Raw genomic sequence first — 19,291 nt, 5'->3', positions numbered from 1 at the left:
ACACCTTGCATGATCGACATCACCACCCTCCTCACCTACGCCGCCGTCGTGCTCGGCCTGTTCCTGATCCCCGGGCCGGCCGTGCTGCTGGTGCTCGCGCGTTCGGTGACCGGCGGGCCGCGCGTCGGCGTCGCGACCGGGTTCGGCATCGCGCTCGGCGACCTCGTCCACACTGCGATGGCGACGTTCGGCCTGTCGGCCGTACTGATGACATCCGCGCTGGCGTTCTCGATCGTGAAGTATGCCGGCGTGATCTACCTGATTGTGCTCGGTATCCGCGCCCTGTTCGAGAACAACGACGACCTGCATCTGCCGGCGGCGCAGCCGGTCGACCCGCGCCGCGCGTTCCGGCAGGCGATCTGGGCGGAAATGCTCAATCCGAAGACCGCGCTGTTCTTCCTCGCCTTCCTGCCGCAGTTCGTTCATCCCGGCCACGGCTCGGCCGTCGCACAGTTCGCGACCCTCGGCCTGATCTTCGTGGTGATGAGCGCGGCCTACACTTCGCTGCTCGCGCTTGCCGCGGGCCAGGTCAGCCCATGGATCCGGCGGCATCGCCGGATCGGGCAATGGCAGGGCCGCGTGGTCGGCACGATCTATATCGCGCTCGGCGTCCGCCTCGCGTTTCAGGAGCGCTGATGTCCCCCCTCAAGCCGCAAGCCACTTATGACGACTTCGCCCGCCTCGATATCAGGATCGGCAAGGTGGTCGAGGTGCAGCCGTTTCCGCGCGCCCGCAATCCCTCCTACAAGGTCGGCGTCGACGTCGGCGCCGAGCGGATCATGTGGTCGAGCGCGCAGATCACCAATTATGAGCCGGCGGCACTGGTCGGCTCGCTGGTCGTGTGCATCTGCAATCTCGGTCCGAAGAACATCGCGGGGTTCACCTCGGAACTCCTGATCCTCGGCGCCAAGGACGCCAGCGGCCAGGTGATCGTGCTCGGCCCGCGCAGCGAGGTTGCGATCGGCGAGCCGATCTTCTGACGCCGCGAACGATCACGGCCGCGTGATTCAAATCGTCTGAAATCCCCGTAGTTTACCGATGGGGGATCATCCGGATTCTCGGTGCCTGCGCGCGCTGCTATTCCAGCACGCGAGAATCGCTTCGGCATGGGAATCGGAAGATGTCTGCAGTTTTCTTTCACTGTTCGGACGACAAGCACGTCATCCTGGATCGCATCGGCGCCGCAATGGACCTTTCGGAAGCGCGGGTGCACGCGGAGCAGCTGGCGCGCAGCTTTGTCATGACGCCGAGTGCGGAAGACTGGCGCAACTGGGCGGTGCACGTCACCGACGACATCGGAACCGAGATCTTCGAGCTGCCCTTCACCGCCATTCTCGGCGAGCTGCACTGAGGGCATCCCATGACTTCGATGGAACTTGCCCTGCAACCCCTGCGGCGCCGCCTGGTCCGCCTCGTTGTGCGCTGCGCCGCGCTGATCGACGGCGTCATCAACCCCTATCGCCCCGAGCTGTATTACATGCGGGGGCCCGGCCCGAAGTGCCGCGCCCGGCGGCAGGCCGCATTGCGCGACTAGTTCGAGCGCTTCGGCGACGAGAAAAGGCCGGCGGGCGTTACGCCACCGGCCTTCTCCTGCGGCTGCCGGTTCCCTGAGCCCGGTTCCGCCGCAATTCCACTTGGTCTCGAGCTTGCGCCGACTGTTTTAATCAAATCTTAACGGCATGGCGGTGAGCTGGATCACAGGACTCCTTCGCCGTGCGGCGTTGCTTCATCGTTCATCGTGCTTGATGCGCTGCACATCGCTTTTGCGCCAATCGCTCGATGATTGTGCGCAATGCATCTTAGGGAACGAACGACTCGGTGTTACCCTGTGATGCAAACCGAAACGGAGAACTTCGGAATGCCGTACTACACCTTCGATCTCGTGGTGGGGGACGAGTTCCGCAATCAAGGAACCATCATCCTCGAAAACATCAGCGTCGCCTCTGATCGTGCCGATCAGCTCGCCAACGAGCTGTCGCAAGTCAAGCCGGAGTTGAAGGCGCGCGGTTGTGCCGTCCGCGTCACCGACATCGACCGGCGCGAGCTCTACCGGACGCCGCTCGATCCCGTGCCGCAGTGGCGCCGGGCGGGCTAGCACCGGCAGGCTTCGGATTGACGTCATCGCGCCGGTCAGCCGCGCGGTCCTGATCTTGCCGCGCGCGGCGGCCGGCACAATGCCGAACTGTCTCCGCTGCGCCTTGCTCGAGACCAGCCGGCGCGTGGCCTGATCACTTCTTCAGATTCAACCGGCCGATGAAATCGCGCTTGCCAAGCGGCGCGCCCTTGTGACGGAGGATGTCGTAGGCGGTGGTCGAATGGAAGAAGAAGTTCGGCAGCGAGAACGACATCAAGAATCCTTCGGCCGTGAACGGCATCGACCGGTCGCCGACCTTGAAGGTCACTTCGCGCCCGAGCAGCGCATTGACCGCGTCCGGCGTCAGGCCTGACAATTCGCTGTGCGCGTCCTTCACCAGCGCCTGCAGCCCGGCGTAATCGAGATCGGGTTTGCCGGACGGCGGGACGAACACGCCGTTCTTCGCCGCCTCCATTGCGCCGCGGGAATGATGCGCGAGCGAGACCACCTGGAAGCGCAGCGGCAACATGTCTGGAAACAGCCGGGTCTCGACGATTTCCGCCGGATCGATGCCGTTCGCGTTGAAATGCGCGAGGCTCTTGTCGAGAAAGCCTGAGGCGGCTCCGAGGATCTGCAGATAGTTGGCAACGGTCGCATCGTAGAGTGAAAACGTCATGGCGAAATTCCCCAAATAGAAAATTTATCTGCTGCTTGCCCGGTTAGAGTTCCCGGAATCTCCTGCGAAGGCAAGCGGCAGTGGGGGCGCGAAATCGAATGATCCGGCGCGCAGCGTCAGATCATTCGATCAGGCATCATGGCTCCACCGATCAGCTCTGATGCGGTCCGCGCATCATCTTCATGGCGTCCTCGATATGGCGCCAATCGCGGGCCTCCTCGGCCTCGCCCTTGCTCTCGCAGGCGACGGCGTTCTGCGCGGCCTGCGCGATCGCCTCCGGGCCGTGCTTCAGCAGCATCTGCCGCGCGATGGTGTGGATCTGCGTCTCGGCAATCATTGCGCTCTCCTCGGCTGTCAGGTTCGGACATCAGAAACCGCCGAACGCCGTGTCCGGTTCCAGCAGCGCCGTCAGGCGCAACACGATCGCGGTTCCCACACGCCGCAGAGGCGGTTACAGAGAAGCCAATACCGTCTCCTGCCGAGTTGCCGCAGCCATGGCGCAGAACATCTACGACGATCCCGGCTTCTTCGCCGGCTACAGCCAGCTGCCGCGGCAGGTCCGCGGACTGCTCGGCGCGCCCGAATGGCCCGCGATCCGCGCTATGCTCCCTGATGTCGCGGGCAAGCGCGTGGTCGATCTCGGCTGCGGCTTCGGCTGGGTGTCGCGCTGGATGCGCGAGCAAGGCGCGTCGGGCGTGCTCGGCGTCGACCTCTCGCAGAACATGATCGCCCGCGCCACCGCGATGACGCAGGATCCGGCCATCGCCTACGAGATCGCCGACCTCGAGACGCTGGAGCTGCCGAAGGCCAATTTCGATCTTGCCTACAGCGCCCTCACCTTCCACTACGTCAGGGATTTCGATCGGCTGGCGCGCATGCTGTACCGCACGCTCGTCCCGGACGGGCATCTGGTCTTCACCATCGAGCATCCGATCTACATGGCGGCCGCCCATCCGGACTGGGGACAGGACCAGGACGGCCGCAAGACCTGGCCGGTCAACCGCTACTCCCTCGAAGGCGAGCGCCGGACGGATTGGTATGTGAAAGGCGTGCTGAAATATCACCGCACCATCGGCACCACGCTCAACGCGCTGATCGGCGCCGGCTTCACGCTGCGCCATGTCGAGGAATTCTCCCCGACGCGGGAGCAGATCAGGGCTGCGCCCGAACTGGCCTGCGAACTCGAACGTCCGATGATGCTGCTGGTGTCGGCGCAGCGCTAAAGCATGATCCGGAAAAGCGCGAAGCGGTTTCCCTCGCGACAAAGGCAAGGCGTTTGCGCGGGGATCATGTTCGAACAAGGAGCTAAAGCGCGCAGCGCGCTTTGGCGTTACGCCGCGAGCAGCTTGTCGAACTCCTCGGGCGGGTACGATTTTCCGTCCTTGTCGGTGATCACCACCTGCCACCCTTCGCTCGCCCAGACCTTGGCCTTGGCGACGATGATGAAGGTGCTCTCACGCTCGATCCTGACGGTTTCGTTCTCGCGTTCTGCGATCATCTTGTAGACCATCGCTAGTCCCTCACCGGCGCATTCTGCTCAGCCGTCTGTTGGCAGCGGCTTTGGGCCGCAATTCGCCGGGAGCATGACAATTTGGTGAAAGCGCCGCCACAAGATGCGGCAAGCCGCAACGTGCGGTCGCGGCTAGGCCAGCTTACCCATCAAGGTCGGCATATCCAGCGCCGCCGAATTGACGTTGACGCTGCGCGCAAACCGCATCTGCGGTCCCTCGAAGGTGCAGGTCACGGTATCGCGGAACGCCGATTCGACGAAGGTCCAGGTCATCACGAAGGTGCGCAGGTCGCGCCAGGTGCCGCTTGCCACCACGCGCATGGCATCAGGCTGGTACTCGTGATGCAGCTTGTTGCCGGTCATCGTCGTGGTGCCCTCGCGCGGCGCGTCGAGGCCAACCTCGATCTTGTGCGTGCCCCTGGCGTCCTCGAGCGTGAAGGTGCAGGTCTTGTCGGCGAAGCTGAGACTGACCGATTTGATCGCGTCGGCATTGTCAGGCATCTGCCAGGTCTTGCCGGAGATCTGCGCCGCGACCGGCGACGAAGCCGGCACCAGCGGCGGCAGCAACTGCAGGGTTGCCGTACGCGCCTTCAACTTGTCGGCGTCGGCATTCGCTACGGTGCCTGCGAACATCGCCGGAAAATGCTTGAACACCAGCTTGTTGAAACCGCTGCGCTGCGGAATGCCGGCGGTGATCGCCAGCACCGCATCGTGCTTGGGAAAGACGAAGCTGAGCTGGTCGAACAGGCCATCGGCGTAGAACGTCTCGGGTCCGATCCACCATTGATAGCCATAGGTGTCCTTGACGTGCGGCTGCTGCACCGCCGCCACCCAGTCGGCCGGCAACACCTGCTTGCCGTTCCACATGCCGTTCTGCGCATGCAGGATGCCGAGCTTGAGGCAGTCGACCGTCTTCCAGCTCAGGCCGTTGGCGCCGGGCGAGATGCCCTCCGGCCCGACCGGCCATTCATAGCCCGAGATTCCAAGCGGATCGAACAGCCGCGGCTTCAGATAGTCGGCGACAGTCTCGCCCGTGGTCTTGGTCACGATCGCGGACAGCAGGTAAGTCGCGGCCGAGGTGTAGACCCATTTGGTGCCGGGTTGATACACGACGGGGATCTTGAAGAACTCCGCGACCCAGCTGGTCTTGATCGGGCGCCATGCCGAGCCTGAGGTCATAGTCGCATGACCGGTGCGCATGGTCAGGAGATCCTCGACCGTCATCGCCGCAAGCTTGTCGTCGACGACCGGCGGCAGCTTGTCCTTGAAGAACGACACCGCCTTGTCCTGAAGGCCGAAGCGCTTGTCGGCCATGGCAAGCCCGACGGCGCACACGGTGACGCTCTTGGTCAACGAATGCATCATGTGGTTGCGATCGGCGCGATACGGCGACCACCAACCCTCCGCGACCACCCGGCCGTTGCGCCAGAGCATGAAGCTGTGCAGCTCGTAGCCCTGGCGGTCGACCTCGTCGAGGAAATCGAGGATCGCGGATGGCGCGAAGCCCTGCTCGTCCGGCCGGCCGCGCGACAGTCCATCGGCAAAGGCGGTCTCGGCCTGCGCTGTCGTCAATGTATTGAGGCGTCCCCCAGGCGTCAGCAGGACGGCGCCGCCGCCCAGCAACAGCTGCAAGGCCCCGCGCCGTGATGTCCGTCCCGATGCGAAGCCGTCCGTTTCTTGATTGTTGTTTGGCATGGGCCGTCCTCCGCGAGCGGAGCGAAGGTTATGGCTCCGACCGGCCCTGTCAACGCATCCGGCGCGCATGGCTCTCAGAAGAAAAATCCCGCCTTGGCGGGACACTCCAAGGCGGGAAGGTTCATTGGGTCAAAATCCACGCGCCTGGAAAAGGAGAGCGCGAGAAGTAGCGAAACCAATTCTATTTGGACGGGCCGTTCGGACAACAGGATTAAAGCGCAGAGAAGGCCGGGACTTTTTCCCGATCCGGCTGGCAAAAATCCCGAACCCGGCGCGTGCGACCGAGCTCACTCCACCACGTCGAGCCTGACATTGGTGACACCCTTGCCGATCATGCCGAGCGACTGCGCGGCAGAGTGGGAGACGTCGACAATGCGTCCGGGGACATAGGGTCCGCGGTCATTGACGCGCACGGTGACTGAACGGCCGGTCTTGACGTCGGTGACACGCAGCCTGGTGCCGAACGGCAATGTCGGATGCGCGGCGGTCAGTTCGCGTCCGTCGAACTTCTCGCCGCTCGCGGTCTCCTGCTCATCGCTGTAGAAGCTTGCGACGCCTTGCGACGCAATCTTCGTATTGCCGGTCTTGCGGGAGGCGTAAGGCCTGTGCCTGTGCGCGGTTGCGATACGTGTGCGCGTGGCAGATGACGCAGCTCGTGTCGGCTCAATCGATGCCGGCCGGCTCGCGAGCGCCTGAGAGCGCTGGCTGACAACGGAGGATTGCGCGCAAGCCGCAAGAGATGCGGCCCCGATCATCATTGCGAACAGCCGGAGCGGCCTTCGCGCATCAGCAAACCGGATCGCGGGCGCGGCACCGCGCGCACGGCTGATGACGTCGACGTACCAAATCACTGCATCGTCGCGTAACATGTTGCATCCCCAACTCGTGCCCCAGCCCAAGCCGAAAATCCAACACCCGCCTAATGAGCCGAATCCAATCAGGGCGGAACGGAGGCGGAGAGCGCCGGGATGTGTCCCGCGCGATACGATTCACCGTCAGCTGTGGTGGATACGCCACACAACCCGGGAGATTGCCTCCGGAAATGCAGTCTCGGAGCTCCCGGCGCGGGGCCGTGGATGCCCGCGCCCCGCGCTGCGGTTCCCGAAACTCCCCAACCTCTCCACCCTCTTGCCTTGCTTTGGTCAAACCGGACTGGAGTTGTGCTGCCAGGGCCAGGGGTCGATACAGAGCGAAATTTGCCGGCCGCCCATTTGCGGTTGACCTTGGACTGAAACGGGGACCGCCATGCAATCCACACTGAAAGACGCTGATCCGCACGATATTTTCGCGATCGAACCTAGCTTCGCTCCGGCACGCCCGGACAATGCCGCAGCCGCACAAGCCCCCGCCGGCAAGGGAGGGCAGCGCGAGCCCTATTTCGGCCCGAGCCTCGCTCCCTCGTCCGCACCCCCAATCGCGTCCGCCGCTGCGGTCGCCTCGGTGCCGCCGGTCACGCCGATCCCGATGACTGCAGTGCCGCCGGCCGCGCCGATGTATAGCGACGCGAGTCATGACGGCAGACTGGACGACATCCGACTGGATCGCGCGCCGCGCCCCGCCAACAAATGGGCGATCCGCGCCTTCTGGTTCGTGTTCGCGATCGTCAGTGCAATGGGCGCTGCGGCGTGGCAGCACTACGGACATCGCGTCAAGCAGATGGTGGCCGAGTACGCGCCTCAGGTCGAGGCGCTGACGTCGCTGCTGCCAGGCAAAGCGGCTCCGGCTGCCGACGAGGCGAGCCCACCCGTGGCGCAGACGGCTGCCGCCGATCAGCCGGCCGAAGGCACGGCCACTGCGGCCGCGCCGCAGGACGTCGCCACGGCCGCTCCTGCCGCCGCGCCTGCTGCCGCCCCGGCTCCCGCCGCAGCACCGGCTGCCGCAGCGGCTCCGGTAGCGCCTGCGGCCGCGGCCGCGCCGGTCGCAGCCGTGCCTGACCAAACGCAGCTGTTGCAATCGATGGCGCGCGACCTCGCGTCGATGGGACAGCAGATCGAGCAGCTCAAGACCAGCATCGATCAGTTGAAGGCCAGCCAGGATCAGCTGGCGCAGCGTGTCGCAAGGACGACCGAGACCCGGGCCGTCGAGCCCCGGCCGGTTGCGCCGCGCCCGCGCGCCGCGATCACCCCGCCGCCGACAGCGCCGCGCACGGCTGCCGCTCCGCCGCCGGTGCGCCGGCCGGTCCAGGCCTACATCCCGCCGCCGCCGGCATCAGCAGCAGCACCGCTGCCGCCGCCGGTTGCGGCCGCGCCGCAGGCTACGGCACCGCGCCCGGTGCAATCGCAGCAGCAGTCCAGTGTTGTTGATGCCGACGATGGCGGCCCCGTGGTTCGGCCGCCGATGCCGCTGCGCTGATCTCACCGGCGACCAAAACAACGGCGGCCGATCGCGATCAGCCGCCGTACATCACACCAAGCGAATTACGCGTTCTGTCCCGGCGGCAGCACCACCACGGTCGCACCGGGCTTTACGTGCTGGTAGAGATCGATGACGTCGGCGTTGGTCATGCGGATGCAGCCCGACGAGATCGCCTGCCCGATATATTCGGGCTGGTTGGTGCCGTGGATGCGGTAGAGCGTGTCCTTGTTGCCCTGGTAGAGATAGATACCCCGGGCACCGAGCGGATTGGCCGGTCCACCGGCGACACGCTTCGGATAGGGCCCGAGCCGCTCCTGGATATCCTGGGTCGGAACCCAATCGGGCCACTCCGCCATCCGGCCGACCGTGGCCACACCCGAGAAGGCCATCGCTTCCTCGCCGACGGCGACGCCGTAACGGATCGCCTTGCCGCCGGGCAGCACGTAATAGAGGTAGCGCGCATCGGTATCGACCAGGATCGAACCCGGCTGTTCCCGCCGCGTGTATTCGACGATGTGACGCTGGAACTGATCCGGAACCCTGGCCTCCGCATAGGGCGGATGCGCCAGCAATTGCCGATCACGCGACGTCATCGCGGCATCCGTCACCGGCGACAATGTCGCCTGCATGCAGCCGCCAAGGGCAAGCGAACCCACCAGCACCGCAGCAAGCCCCAACTTCGACACGATCATTTCTCCCCTGCGTCAACTTGTGGCACTTGCTGCCGAAATCGTGCTGAAATCGTGGCAGCCCCGGTTGGAACACGGCTGTTTGATCGGTTCCTTCCGCAAGTGTGTCCTGTGGGTTGCAGTCGGTTCCCGCGGACGCTAGCCTTGCGTCAAAATGTCTGAAACATCGGGAGGAATTCGATGCGTTACGCTTTGCTGATCGGCGGCCTGATCGTTGCGGCGACACCGACCCACGCCGATCCGCGCGCGGCCTATGTCACGATGGTGCTGCAGGCCTTTGCCGCCAAGGTCGAGTGCCCCGGCACCGATCTCGTCTATCAGGACCTCGTGCAGCGTGCGCAGGACATGCACCTGCCTGACGGCACCACCGAGCAGGTGCGCAAGGCGATCGCCTACATGCACACCGGCGGCAAGATGGGCGAGAAGCAGGCCGACGACCTGATGACGGAAGTTGCCATCGCAACCCAGACCACCGACCTCGACCAGCGCCGCGCCGGCAGCATGACGACCTGGTGCCAAGACCAGAAGACGCGGCTCGCCGGCTACATCAGGACCAAATAGGCTCCGCCTCTCACTCGAGCTCCGGCGGCGCGAACCAATTGGTCAGCGACAATCCGCCATCGACCATGATCGATGCGCCGGTGACGTAGCCGGAGAGCTTCTGCGAGAGCACGGCGAGCGCCATCGGCGCGAGATCGTCGGCTTGACCAAGTCGGCCAAGCGGAATGTGCCTGGCCAGCGCGGGATCGGCCACGAAGCCGCCGGCCGCGATCGCACCGGGCACCAGCGCGTTGACACGGATGCCGTAGCGGCCCCAGCTCTTGGCGAGCTCTTTGACCAGCATCGCCATGCCGGCCTTCGCGGTCGAGTAATGCGGCAGGTTGCGCGGCGTGCCGGCATGCAGCGAGGTCAGCAGCAGGAACGAGCCCGGCGTCTTCGCCGCGATCAGCTTGCGCGCCAGTTCGCGCGACAGATGAAAGCCGGCCTCGAGATTGACCGCGTGCATCTGCCGCCAGGTCTCTTCATCGACCGCCATCGCATGATCCGCCTCGCGGCGCGGCGGCGAGGCGCTATGCACGAAATGCGTCACCTGCCCGACCGTGTCTTGCGCATGCGCCAGCAGTGCATCGCACGCCTCGCGGCGCGCGAGATCGCCGACCCAGGGTACGGCCAGTTCGGGACGCGGCACGGCCTTGATCGCGGCCAATACCTTGTCCTCATGCAGGTCGGCGAACACCGTGCGCACGCCTTCGCCGGTAAGGGCCTGTGCGATCGCGCGGCCGATGCCGTTGCCGGCGCCGGTCACCAAAGCTGCCTCGCGCGCCGGATCGAACAGCGATGTGAACAGGCTCATGATCCCTCAACTCCGGGCAAGCAGACTTAAGCGCAGTACCTGCGCTCAGTATGGCGGCGCCTTGCGCGCCCGCTGCACCTTGGCGGCTTCGATCCACCAGGAAAAATCATCGGCAAAGCGAGGGAAGGCGCGTTCGAGCGATTTGCCGCCCTCGCCGATCGGCTTGCCTTCGGCCGACAGGGTCTGCGCGATCGGCCCCGCGCTGATCGTGCTCGACACCACCACCATGCCCATCTCCGACAGCGTGCCGTGCCAGGCGGTCGCGGCGCGCGCACCGGCGAACCGCCCGGCCGAATAGCTTGCGATCGCCGCCGGACGCCAGAACCATTCCTCGAGGAAATGATCGGTCAGGTTCTTCAGCCCCGGCTGGACGCCCCAATTGTACTCGCCGGTAACGAACAGGAAGCCGTCGGCGCCGCGGATCTTTCCGGCGAGCGTTTCGAGCACGGCCGGCGCCTCCCCCTTCGGATATTCCTTGTACATCCGGTCGAGCATCGGCAGGCCGACCTCCCGGGCATCGATCAATTCGACGTCGTCGCCGCGCGCACGAAGACCGTCGACGACGAAATGCGCGAGCCGGATGCCCATGCGATCCGAACGATAGGAGCCGTAGAATACGAGAATGCGGTGGGTCATGATGGGGCGATCCTAGCACGGCACTGCGACACCCGTCCCGCCGCCTGGCGCGCCGATATCAACCGGCGTTCCGGCTCGTTTTCGCGGCATTAAGCAATTCGTCGCAGGCTCTCCACCGCGGCCCAAAATCGCCAGATTTCTTTTCTGGATAGTGTCCGCTTCGAGAAGGAGAACCCGACATGCGGATCGCAAAGCTGGTTTTCGCAGGCTCGCTCGCAGCCGTCGCTGCCATCGCCACACCAGCGCTGGCGAAGAGTGCGGAGCGGCAGAAAGCCGACGAGAAATCCACCGCAACCAGCACTCCGGCCGGCTGTCAGGCCTACCAGCAGGCCGCCGACGGCACTTGGAACCAGCTTCCCTGCGGCGAAGCGGGCGCGAGCGGCGCGACCCAGCACCGCGCCGCGACCAAGGGCGCGGACGAAGACGAGCATTGAGCCCTGCGCCCAGCCGCCACGCGCGGCGGGGCGATATCGCGCCTTCGACTTTCGGACGATACGGACGGCCGGGACCGCTGCGGCTCCCGTATCATAAACCATAGCTTAATGCGCACCCGGTACGGTTGAGGCCTCCCCTCTCTCGTCAAGAATGGCGCGCATCCCATGAAAATCGGTACTCTCCTGACGGCCGCGATCGTCTCACTCTCCGCGGTCGGCGGCGGACTGGCGGCCTATGTCGCTGTCACCAAGTACCAGACCATGGACAAGGTCTCGACCGCGCAGACCCGGCTCGAGATCGTCCGCGCCGTCGGCGACATCCCGCGCTACATGAATCCTGAGCGTGGCTACGCCACCAACCTGCTGCTCGCAGGCGGCACCATCGATCCGAAGCAGATCGCAGAGCTCGACCGTCAGCGTCAGCTGACCGACGGCGCGCTCGCCAAGGTCAACCAGGTGCGCGCCGCCCTGCCGGGAGCGCTCGACGATGGCGCCGCGGTCGCGAGCGCGATCGATGCGCTGAAGGCGAAGTTTGGCGGGCTGCGCGACGCCATCGCTGCCGCGATCGCCGGGCCGGCGGATGCCCGCCGCGCGGCCGCCGGCAAGATCGTCGCCGACAATTCCGTGTTCAACGCCGGTGTCACCACGCTGCTCGACGAGCAGGTGCGCCGGCTGGCCGGCCTCGACGGCAACGCCTATCGCCAGGCCAGCTACGCCAACGTCGCCTGGACGCTGCGCGACATCGGCGGCCTGAATGCCAGCCTGCACAAGGCGCTGGTCGGCGCCAAGCGTGTCGCCACCGAGCCCGAGAAGATGGAGCTCTATCGCTCGACCGGCCGCACCGAGCAGATCCTCTCGACCCTGCAGGAGCTGCGCAACAATCCGGCAACGCCCGCGAATGTCATGACCGCGCTCGCCAAGATGCAGGCCGACTATGTCGAGCGGTTCGGCAAGGCGCTGAAATTCGCCAAGGATGGCGCGGTGACCGGCAAATACGAGCAGGATCTCGACGCCTACTATCCGGAGTCGCAGATCGGCCTCGCCGCCATCATCACCGTGCGCGACGCGTTCTATGAGAATGCCGAGCAAGGACTCGCCGCGGCCTATTCATCGGCGCGCTTCAGCTTCGTGATTGCGCTAATCGGCCTGCTCGCGGTCATTGCCGTCAGCGCCGTCCTCATCGTCATGGTCCGCCGCCGCATCCTCAACCCGATCGCCGCCCTCACCGGCCGCATGTCGCGCCTCGCCGCCGGCGAAGTCGCGGAAGCCATTCCCGGCGCCGCGCGCAACGACGAGATCGGCGCGATGGCCGCCGCCGTACAGGTGTTCAAGGACAACAAGATCGAGGCCGATCGCCTCGCGACCGAGAAGGAAGCCGAGAACGACGTCAAGATGCGGCGCGCCCGCGTGCTCGACGATCTGACCCGCGCCTTCGAGGCCAAGGTCACCGAACTGGTCGGTGGATTGTCGGCGGCGTCCTCGGTGATGGAGGACACCGCGCAATCGATGTCGGCCACGGCGTCCGCCACCAACCGCCAGGCCGCGGTCGTGGCCGCGGCGTCCGACCAGACCTCGACCAACGTTCAGACGGTGGCGAGCGCGACCGAGGAATTGACCTCCTCGATTTCGGAGATCGCCCGCCAGGTCGCGACCTCGACCGAGATCGCCGCGCGGGCCGTCGAGCATGCCCGGCGCACCGGCGATACCGCGCGCTCGCTGGCCGAGGGCGCCCAGAAGATCGGCGACGTCGTGACGCTGATCCAGAGCATCGCGGCGCAGACAAACCTGCTGGCACTCAACGCCACCATAGAGGCGGCCCGCGCCGGCGAGGCCGGCCGCGGCTTTGCGGTCGTCGCCTCGGAGGTGAAGTCGCTGGCCGGCCAGACCGCGAAGGCGACCACCGAGATTTCCGAGCAGATCACCGCGATCCAGACCGCGAGCGACGAGACCGTGACCGCGATCCGCAGCGTCGTCGACGTCATCACCGAGATCGACCAGATCGGCACCGCGATTGCGGCTGCGATCGAGGAACAGGGCTCGGCGACCAAGGAGATCTCGCGCAGCGTTCAGGAAGCCGCGCGCGGCACCCAGGAGGTCAATTCCAACATCTCCGGCGTGCAGCGCGCCGCCGACGACACGGGCGCTGCGGCAAACCAGGTGCTCGGCGCCGCCGAACAGCTCTCGACGCAGTCGAAGGACCTTGCCGGCCAGGTCAACCGCTTCCTCTCCGACGTGCGGGCGGCGTAAGCGAAGGCACGCCGCGCTCGCAATGACGGGGTTGGCTTAGGAGCCTCGCAGCTCGCTAACCTCCCCGCAGCCCCAGCACGCGGCGGGCGATCGCCTGGCGATGGACCTCGCTCGGACCTTCGTAGACCCGCATCAGGCGGGCCTTCTGCCAGAGCGCGTTGAGCGGCAATTCCAGCGTCACGCCGAGCGCGCCGAGCGTCTGCATGGCATGGTCGCAGGCGTCATAGGCCATCTCGGTCGCGAACACCTTGATCATCGAGGCCTCGTGGCGGATGTCCTCGCCCCGATCGGTCTTGTCGGCGGCCTCGCGCACCATCAGCCGGCACGCATGCATGCGGGTGGAGATGTCGGCGATCCACCACTGGATCGCCTGGCGCTCGGCGAGCTTGACGCCGAAGGTCTCGCGCTGCTTGGCGTGCTCGCACATCATGTCGAGCGCGCGCTTGGTGATGCCGACACAGGTCGAACCCATCTCGAGCCGCCGCGTGCGCAGCCGCAGCTGCATCGGCGCGTAGCCCTTGCCGACCTCGCCCAGCACCGAGTCCTTCGGGATGCGGCAGTCCTCGAACACGATCTCGTAGGTCGAGCCGCCGCCGACCATCGGGATCTCGCGCTCGATGATGAAGCCCGCCGTGCCCTTCTCGACGATGAAGGAGGTGATGCCGCCCTGGCGCTGGTCGTTGCCGACGCGCGCCATCACGATGATGAAGTCGGCAGCGCGCGCATTGCTGATCCAGATCTTGCGGCCGTTCAGCACCCACTGTTCGCCTTCGAGCACCGCACGCGTCTTCATGCCCGCGGGATCGCCGCCGGCGCCGGGCTCGGAGATCGCGATCGCCGATGCCATCCGGCCCTCGATATAGGGTTGCAGATATTTCTTCTTCTGCGCGTCGGTACCGACCGCCTGCAGCATGCGCAGGTTCGGTGAGTCCGGCGGCAGCACGAACGGCACGCAGCTGCGGCCGAGCTCTTCATGCACCGCGGCCATCGTGCGCGTCGGCAGGTCGTGACCGCCGAGATCCTCCGGCGCGTCGAGGCCCCAGAGGCCGAGCTCCTTCGAGACGTCGCGCAGCCGCTTGCGATGCTCCGACGTGAGCTCGGGATGATCGCTGCCGGGCAGCCGCGATCTAAGATATTGCGGCTCGAGCGGGATGAGTTCGCGATCGACGAATTTCGCGACGGTCTCGCGGATCATGGCTGTCTGTTCATCGTCGCTCATCTGACAATCCTCGCCTGTGCTGTTGCGTTCTGAAAAATCAGTAACGCATTTTCAATCGGCGGGAATAGCGGAAACGCGCGTTCTCCTTCACTGTCGTGCGAGGCTTTCACGCCGCGGAATACAATATCCCGTGGCGCGGTCAACGCGGACGCATCGCGGGCTCGCCCTAGTCCGCGAAGCCGACATAGCGGACAAAATCGCTGTTGGCCTCGCGGTCGGACCGCACCGCATTGGCGGCAAAAGCGTCGTCGGGATAGCCCATCGCGACGCAGGTCATGATCACCTGGTCCTCCGGAATATTGGCGACCTCGCGCACGATGTCGGAGCGCATGATGCCCTGGCCGTTGATCACGCTGCCGAGGCCGCGGTCCCAGGCGGCCAGCACGATGCCGTAGCAGAGCGCGCCGAGATCGAAATGGCACACCGCGCCGGGATCGAGGATCCGGTCATAGGCGAGGACCAGCGAGACCGGGGCATCGAACTGGCGGAAGCCGCGCAGCACCCAGTCCTGCCGCATCGGCTTGTCGTCGCGGGCGATGCCCATGGCGCCGAACAGCTTCTTGGCGATGTCGACCTGGCGGCCGCGGTGCACGCCCTGGTACTCGCCATGGCTGACGATGTCGCGCTTGGCCTTGGCGCCGGCGACCATCTCTTCCATGTTGCGGCGGCGGACTTCCTCGAGCGGCGCCCCGGTCAGGACATGGACGTGCCAGGGCTGGGTGTTCATCGAGGACGGCGCGCGCTTGGCTACCTCGATGATCTCCTCGACGGTCGCCCGTGACACCGGCTGCTTCTTGAACCCGCGCACGCTTTTGCGTGTCTGTACCAGCGTCTCGAAATCCATTCCGCATTTCCCCCATTTTGTTCCGCGCCGCACACGGATTTTTCCCGCGGCTAACCGGGTATTTTATAGACAAAATCGGCTGTGGGAACTTGATCGGGCCAAGAATCCGATATCCAATCCGGCCACTGGTTTGGTTTAGGGAGAACCCAGATGAAGCGGATTTTCTTGGCGGCCGTGATCGCGACCTTTGCCGCCGGTTCGGCTTTTGCGCAGGACGCCTCCTGCGAGACGAAGGCGGTCGGCAAGGACGGCAAGCCGCTGGCCGGCGCGGCCAAGACCTCCTTTATGAAGAAGTGCACGATGGACACCTGCGAGACCAAGGCGGTCGGCTCCGACGGCAAGAAGCTCGCCGGCGCGGCCAAGACCTCGTTCATGAAGAAGTGCCAGAGCGGCGCCTGAGCCCTCGCCGGCGCCTATTTGCCCTCTCCATCGGGACAAGACCATCGGGTCGCGCCGGGCGCGGCCCGAACGGCTATTGGCGGGTGGTTGTGCCCGACTGGCGCGTGGGCTCAGAACGAGACGCCGACGCGGACGCCCTTGCTCCAGACCCGCCGGCAACGCTTCCTGGTGCTGCCGTGAATCATCTCGAAACGTTCGGGCAGCTGGACGGGCTTGGAGAATTCCAGGCAGGCCCCGCCCGCGGAATAATCCACCAGCCGGCACTCGATCAGCGGCGCCTTCGGTTCAAGCTGGAGCTTGACCACGCTGGACACGCATCCTGTCGGACGAACACGCGCAAATCGCCGGGGATGCATCAACGCCGCCTCTGGTGGAATCGTACCAACAGATTCACCGCCGGCCGTTAAGATTCCGTTCAGACCGATTGTTACGAATCGTGTCTGCCATCGGTCGGATCGGCGCGCGCGACGGCAGGACGGCGCGAGGCCGCCAGCGTCTCGGACGGCGCCTCCCCGAAGTGCGATCGATAGCTCCGCGAAAAATCGCTGAGGTGCCAGAAGCCGTAGGCCAGCGCACAGGCCTTGACGCTCGGAGCACCGGCAAGCAGTTGCTGGCGCACCAGCCAGAGCCGGCGCAGGCGCAGATAGCGATGCAGGCTCATGCCCCGGTAGCGCTGGATCGCGTCGTGCAGCGTGCGCACGGACACGCCGATCTGCCTGGCGAGCTCGCCGCTGTAGATCGGGTGAGCGACGTCGCCGGCCAGGATGGCGCGCGCGTCGTTGAAGACCTTGAACTGGCGCGTCGTGTTGGCCCGCGTCGTCCACTTGGCCGGCACGATCTCGGCGAACGCGTTGTCGATCGCTGCGAGCAGCGTCTCCTTGATCGACGCGCCCGTGGCGAACTCCCCGACCGCCACCTGGTCCCCCGTGACGAGCAGAACCTGCCTTACCACTTCACGCAACCGATCCTGCGCGCGTTGAGAAATCTCGTGAATGTGGAAATGCAGACCGGCATTCGGCCAACGACGGTCGAGGATTTCGGGCGTGAACATCACCGAGGCATATTGGCGGGGCGTCTCCTCCACGGACGTATAGAACGCGCCGCCGCCGCCAAGCACGATCACCGCACGATCGCGCTCGACGCCGTTGAACCGTATCGGCACGCCGTCGTCCATCGTGAAGCCGACGGCGGTGGTGTGCGGCGCCAACTGCGCGTCGACGATCCGCGGAAAGGACTGCGTGTAATTGAGCTCGCATCCCGGCAAGCTCAGGATGACCTGTTCGGCCGAAATCTTCCGCACAAGTGGCGTGAAATCAACATCCAGACTTCGGATCGAATTCCGGAATGCATCAACATCGTCAAAACGAAAGACTCTCGGCACCAGCAATGGCGCCGTCAAATGACTGCTCCTGTGAAATAGCCTTGAAAATATGCGCGCGGCGGCGCGTGCTGTGCGCCGGCCTTATTGATAATTTCCATGCACCAAATGCGAATCGTCGAATAACTTCAATCAGGGAAAATGCGGCCTGGTCGCCGAACCGGACAATCGGGCAAAATATCGCTGCTGCCGAATTTCGATAGTGTTTGCCCGAATATCCACCGCTGGTACCGGCCCTCCCCATCAATTTCTATACCCCTATTAAAGATTCGGGGAGCACATTGGTTGTGGGAACACTGATGTTCCCGCGTCGCGGAACATTTTAGGTGCCGCAATGACAATTATTGCCTCGCCCGATCTTATTGCCAAGCTCGACCACGTCTTGAAAGCCGGCTCCCCAGACCTCCGCACGCGCATGCTGCAGGAGGTGGCAGGGATGTTTCTCGACGACGCGCATCACCTCAGCGAGCGCCACGTCGAGATGTTCGACGGCATCCTGGTCCGCCTGACCGAGAGCGTCGAGCTGCGGACCCTGACGACGCTCAGCCGCTCGCTTGCCGATCTGCATCTCGTGCCGCGGGAACTCGCACGTCGCCTCGCCAACCATGACGACGCCGATGTCGCCGCTCCAATCCTGCGGAAATGCGAAAGCATTCCGGATGCCGACCTGATCGACATCGCCTGGATGCGGGCCGAAGGACATCTCAGCGCGATCGCGGGACGAAAGACCGTCAACCGGGAACTCACCGACATCCTGCTGATGCGGGGCGACAGCAGCGTGCTTCGCGTGCTCGCGCGCAATCCCGGCGCTGATATCACCAGCGCGGGCCTTGCCATGATGGTCGATGCCGCCGAGCGCGACGACGACATCGCAGACACGTTGATAGCGCGCAACGACCTGCCTCACCGCGTGCTTGCCGACCTCGTGATGCGATCCACCCCGCGCCGGCAGGCCCGGCTGCTGAAGCTCGCGCGCCCCGATCTTCGGGACGCGATCCGCGCCGCCATCGATGCCAGCGCAGCCCGCGCCTCCGCAAGCCCACCAGCCACGATCGACTACGTGGAGGCGCGGGCCGCGGTGATGGCCTTGAACAAGACCGGACAGCTCAACGACTCCAGCGTCAATCGTTTCGCGATCCGGCGAGAGATCCGCAACGTCGTTGCGGCGCTGGCGCAGCTCGCGACCGTTCCGATCGAGACGATCGCGCCGCTGATGGAGACCGCCGACATCAACGGGCTCGTGATCGCCTGCCGCGCATCGCGACTGAACTGGAATACGACGGCTGCCATTGTCGGCTGCCGAAAGGCCGGGCTGACCGTCGCGGCGGATGAACTGGAGCGCGCCCGCGCGATGTTCGAAGGACTGCCGCTCTCGAATGCACAGCGTACGATCCGGTTTGGTTCGCTGAGCGGGCTGACCGCGAAACCAACTCAGGCGGTGCGAGTGATGTAATGGCGTATGGTGACCGCAGGGCGGAGCGGGTCAGGCTCGAGACCCGCCATCCCGTCAACCTCATGGGTGTCGACGGCACCTGGCGGCGGAGCTGCATCCTGCTCGACGTCTCGCAGAGCGGTGCCCGGCTCGAGGTCGACGGAACGCTGGATGTGCTGAAGGCCCAGGAGTTCTTCCTGGTGCTGTCCTCACGGGGACTGGCGTTCCGGCGCTGCGAGCTGGTCCGGGTCGACGGCACCGAGATCGGCGTGAGGTTCATCGAGGAGAGAAAGCGCAAGGGACGCCCCGTCATCCCGAAATGAGTAATGGAAGCGGCCTGAAGAGATCG

At 65.2% G+C, this 19,291-nt stretch carries 25 protein-coding genes; 13 read left to right on the top strand and 12 right to left on the bottom strand.

The window, feature by feature from the left end; all coding sequences use genetic code 11:
* The first annotated feature begins 9 nt into the window (after positions 1 to 9).
* From ACVILL_RS31015 to ACVILL_RS30995, 5 genes are all read left to right on the top strand, one after another.
* Positions 10 to 636, top strand: a complete 627-nt coding sequence (locus tag ACVILL_RS31015; RefSeq protein ID WP_456732532.1) for a LysE family translocator — start codon at positions 10 to 12, stop codon at positions 634 to 636.
* Positions 636 to 980: a tRNA-binding protein gene (locus ACVILL_RS31010; protein ID WP_456732531.1), complete on the top strand. Its 345-nt coding sequence runs from the start codon at positions 636 to 638 to the stop codon at positions 978 to 980. The genes ACVILL_RS31015 and ACVILL_RS31010 overlap by 1 nt, the downstream gene beginning before the upstream one ends.
* A 140-nt stretch (positions 981 to 1,120) precedes the next feature.
* A complete protein-coding gene (locus ACVILL_RS31005) occupies positions 1,121 to 1,351 on the top strand; it encodes a DUF6894 family protein (protein WP_279706065.1) in 231 nt (76 codons plus the stop codon).
* A 9-nt stretch (positions 1,352 to 1,360) separates the two neighbouring features.
* On the top strand, positions 1,361 to 1,534 hold the full coding sequence (locus tag ACVILL_RS31000) for a hypothetical protein (protein ID WP_456732530.1): 174 nt from the start codon (positions 1,361 to 1,363) through the stop codon (positions 1,532 to 1,534).
* Positions 1,535 to 1,858: 324 nt separating this feature from the next.
* Positions 1,859 to 2,095, top strand: coding sequence for a hypothetical protein (locus tag ACVILL_RS30995; RefSeq protein WP_456732529.1), 237 nt, complete (start codon positions 1,859 to 1,861; stop codon positions 2,093 to 2,095).
* Between the two features lie 133 nt (positions 2,096 to 2,228).
* Here the strand turns inward: ACVILL_RS30995 and ACVILL_RS30990 are convergent, their stop codons facing one another.
* Positions 2,229 to 2,750, bottom strand: a complete 522-nt coding sequence (locus tag ACVILL_RS30990; protein WP_456732528.1) for a DUF1993 domain-containing protein — start codon at positions 2,748 to 2,750, stop codon at positions 2,229 to 2,231.
* Between the two features lie 151 nt (positions 2,751 to 2,901).
* Positions 2,902 to 3,087: a hypothetical protein gene (locus ACVILL_RS30985; protein ID WP_456732527.1), complete on the bottom strand. Its 186-nt coding sequence runs from the start codon at positions 3,085 to 3,087 to the stop codon at positions 2,902 to 2,904.
* Between the two features lie 157 nt (positions 3,088 to 3,244).
* Here ACVILL_RS30985 and ACVILL_RS30980 point away from each other — a divergent pair, with 157 nt between their 5' ends.
* Positions 3,245 to 3,973 (top strand): class I SAM-dependent methyltransferase, encoded by a 729-nt coding sequence (locus tag ACVILL_RS30980; RefSeq protein WP_456732526.1) that lies wholly within the window; start codon positions 3,245 to 3,247, stop codon positions 3,971 to 3,973.
* Between the two features lie 107 nt (positions 3,974 to 4,080).
* Here the strand turns inward: ACVILL_RS30980 and ACVILL_RS30975 are convergent, their stop codons facing one another.
* From ACVILL_RS30975 to ACVILL_RS30965, 3 genes are all read right to left on the bottom strand, one after another.
* Positions 4,081 to 4,260 carry a hypothetical protein gene (locus ACVILL_RS30975; RefSeq protein WP_456732525.1) on the bottom strand — a complete coding sequence of 60 codons (180 nt, stop codon included), beginning with the start codon at positions 4,258 to 4,260 and terminating at the stop codon, positions 4,081 to 4,083.
* A 132-nt stretch (positions 4,261 to 4,392) separates the two neighbouring features.
* Entirely contained in the window at positions 4,393 to 5,892 is a 1,500-nt protein-coding gene (locus ACVILL_RS30970; protein WP_456732524.1) for a serine hydrolase domain-containing protein, read from the bottom strand.
* Between the two features lie 350 nt (positions 5,893 to 6,242).
* Positions 6,243 to 6,824: a septal ring lytic transglycosylase RlpA family protein gene (locus tag ACVILL_RS30965; RefSeq protein WP_456732523.1), complete on the bottom strand. Its 582-nt coding sequence runs from the start codon at positions 6,822 to 6,824 to the stop codon at positions 6,243 to 6,245.
* 376 nt (positions 6,825 to 7,200) lie between these two features.
* Here ACVILL_RS30965 and ACVILL_RS30960 point away from each other — a divergent pair, with 376 nt between their 5' ends.
* On the top strand, positions 7,201 to 8,307 hold the full coding sequence (locus ACVILL_RS30960; protein ID WP_456732522.1) for a hypothetical protein: 1,107 nt from the start codon (positions 7,201 to 7,203) through the stop codon (positions 8,305 to 8,307).
* 65 nt (positions 8,308 to 8,372) lie between these two features.
* Here ACVILL_RS30960 and ACVILL_RS30955 read toward each other — a convergent pair whose 3' ends face one another.
* Positions 8,373 to 9,002, bottom strand: a complete 630-nt coding sequence (locus ACVILL_RS30955; protein WP_456732521.1) for a L,D-transpeptidase — start codon at positions 9,000 to 9,002, stop codon at positions 8,373 to 8,375.
* Between the two features lie 177 nt (positions 9,003 to 9,179).
* Here ACVILL_RS30955 and ACVILL_RS30950 point away from each other — a divergent pair, with 177 nt between their 5' ends.
* Positions 9,180 to 9,560 (top strand): hypothetical protein, encoded by a 381-nt coding sequence (locus ACVILL_RS30950; RefSeq protein WP_456732520.1) that lies wholly within the window; start codon positions 9,180 to 9,182, stop codon positions 9,558 to 9,560.
* A gap of 10 nt (positions 9,561 to 9,570) precedes the next feature.
* Here the strand turns inward: ACVILL_RS30950 and ACVILL_RS30945 are convergent, their stop codons facing one another.
* Positions 9,571 to 10,353: an SDR family NAD(P)-dependent oxidoreductase gene (locus ACVILL_RS30945; protein WP_456732519.1), complete on the bottom strand. Its 783-nt coding sequence runs from the start codon at positions 10,351 to 10,353 to the stop codon at positions 9,571 to 9,573.
* Positions 10,354 to 10,398: 45 nt separating this feature from the next.
* Positions 10,399 to 10,989: an NADPH-dependent FMN reductase gene (locus ACVILL_RS30940; RefSeq protein WP_456732518.1), complete on the bottom strand. Its 591-nt coding sequence runs from the start codon at positions 10,987 to 10,989 to the stop codon at positions 10,399 to 10,401.
* Positions 10,990 to 11,168: 179 nt separating this feature from the next.
* Between ACVILL_RS30940 and ACVILL_RS30935 the strand changes: the two genes are divergently transcribed.
* Together ACVILL_RS30935 and ACVILL_RS30930 are read left to right on the top strand one after the other, a co-directional pair.
* On the top strand, positions 11,169 to 11,423 hold the full coding sequence (locus tag ACVILL_RS30935) for a hypothetical protein (RefSeq protein WP_456732517.1): 255 nt from the start codon (positions 11,169 to 11,171) through the stop codon (positions 11,421 to 11,423).
* A 165-nt stretch (positions 11,424 to 11,588) separates the two neighbouring features.
* Positions 11,589 to 13,670 carry a methyl-accepting chemotaxis protein gene (locus tag ACVILL_RS30930; RefSeq protein ID WP_456732516.1) on the top strand — a complete coding sequence of 694 codons (2,082 nt, stop codon included), beginning with the start codon at positions 11,589 to 11,591 and terminating at the stop codon, positions 13,668 to 13,670.
* 55 nt (positions 13,671 to 13,725) lie between these two features.
* Here ACVILL_RS30930 and ACVILL_RS30925 read toward each other — a convergent pair whose 3' ends face one another.
* Both ACVILL_RS30925 and ACVILL_RS30920 read right to left on the bottom strand, forming a co-directional pair.
* Positions 13,726 to 14,889: an acyl-CoA dehydrogenase family protein gene (locus tag ACVILL_RS30925; RefSeq protein WP_456732515.1), complete on the bottom strand. Its 1,164-nt coding sequence runs from the start codon at positions 14,887 to 14,889 to the stop codon at positions 13,726 to 13,728.
* Between the two features lie 166 nt (positions 14,890 to 15,055).
* Entirely contained in the window at positions 15,056 to 15,733 is a 678-nt protein-coding gene (locus tag ACVILL_RS30920; protein ID WP_456732514.1) for a nitroreductase, read from the bottom strand.
* Positions 15,734 to 15,883: 150 nt separating this feature from the next.
* On the opposite strand from ACVILL_RS30920, the gene ACVILL_RS30915 reads away from it, so the two are divergent.
* Positions 15,884 to 16,132: a hypothetical protein gene (locus tag ACVILL_RS30915; protein ID WP_076860250.1), complete on the top strand. Its 249-nt coding sequence runs from the start codon at positions 15,884 to 15,886 to the stop codon at positions 16,130 to 16,132.
* Between the two features lie 110 nt (positions 16,133 to 16,242).
* Here ACVILL_RS30915 and ACVILL_RS30910 read toward each other — a convergent pair whose 3' ends face one another.
* Positions 16,243 to 16,488 carry a PilZ domain-containing protein gene (locus ACVILL_RS30910; RefSeq protein ID WP_456732513.1) on the bottom strand — a complete coding sequence of 82 codons (246 nt, stop codon included), beginning with the start codon at positions 16,486 to 16,488 and terminating at the stop codon, positions 16,243 to 16,245.
* Between the two features lie 71 nt (positions 16,489 to 16,559).
* The gene (locus ACVILL_RS30905) at positions 16,560 to 17,531 is read right to left on the bottom strand and encodes a helix-turn-helix domain-containing protein (protein WP_456732512.1); all 972 of its coding nucleotides are present in this window, start codon (positions 17,529 to 17,531) and stop codon (positions 16,560 to 16,562) included.
* A 313-nt stretch (positions 17,532 to 17,844) separates the two neighbouring features.
* Here ACVILL_RS30905 and ACVILL_RS30900 point away from each other — a divergent pair, with 313 nt between their 5' ends.
* Both ACVILL_RS30900 and ACVILL_RS30895 read left to right on the top strand, forming a co-directional pair.
* On the top strand, positions 17,845 to 18,963 hold the full coding sequence (locus ACVILL_RS30900; RefSeq protein ID WP_456732511.1) for a DUF2336 domain-containing protein: 1,119 nt from the start codon (positions 17,845 to 17,847) through the stop codon (positions 18,961 to 18,963).
* The gene (locus tag ACVILL_RS30895; protein WP_456732510.1) at positions 18,963 to 19,265 is read left to right on the top strand and encodes a PilZ domain-containing protein; all 303 of its coding nucleotides are present in this window, start codon (positions 18,963 to 18,965) and stop codon (positions 19,263 to 19,265) included. Before ACVILL_RS30900 ends, ACVILL_RS30895 begins: the two co-directional genes overlap by 1 nt.
* The last annotated feature ends 26 nt before the right edge of the window (positions 19,266 to 19,291 follow it).

Source organism: Bradyrhizobium sp. USDA 3364 (assembly GCF_054056355.1).
Note: the sequence above shows the minus strand (reverse complement) of the source record. Positions and strands in the feature narration are given on the sequence as shown.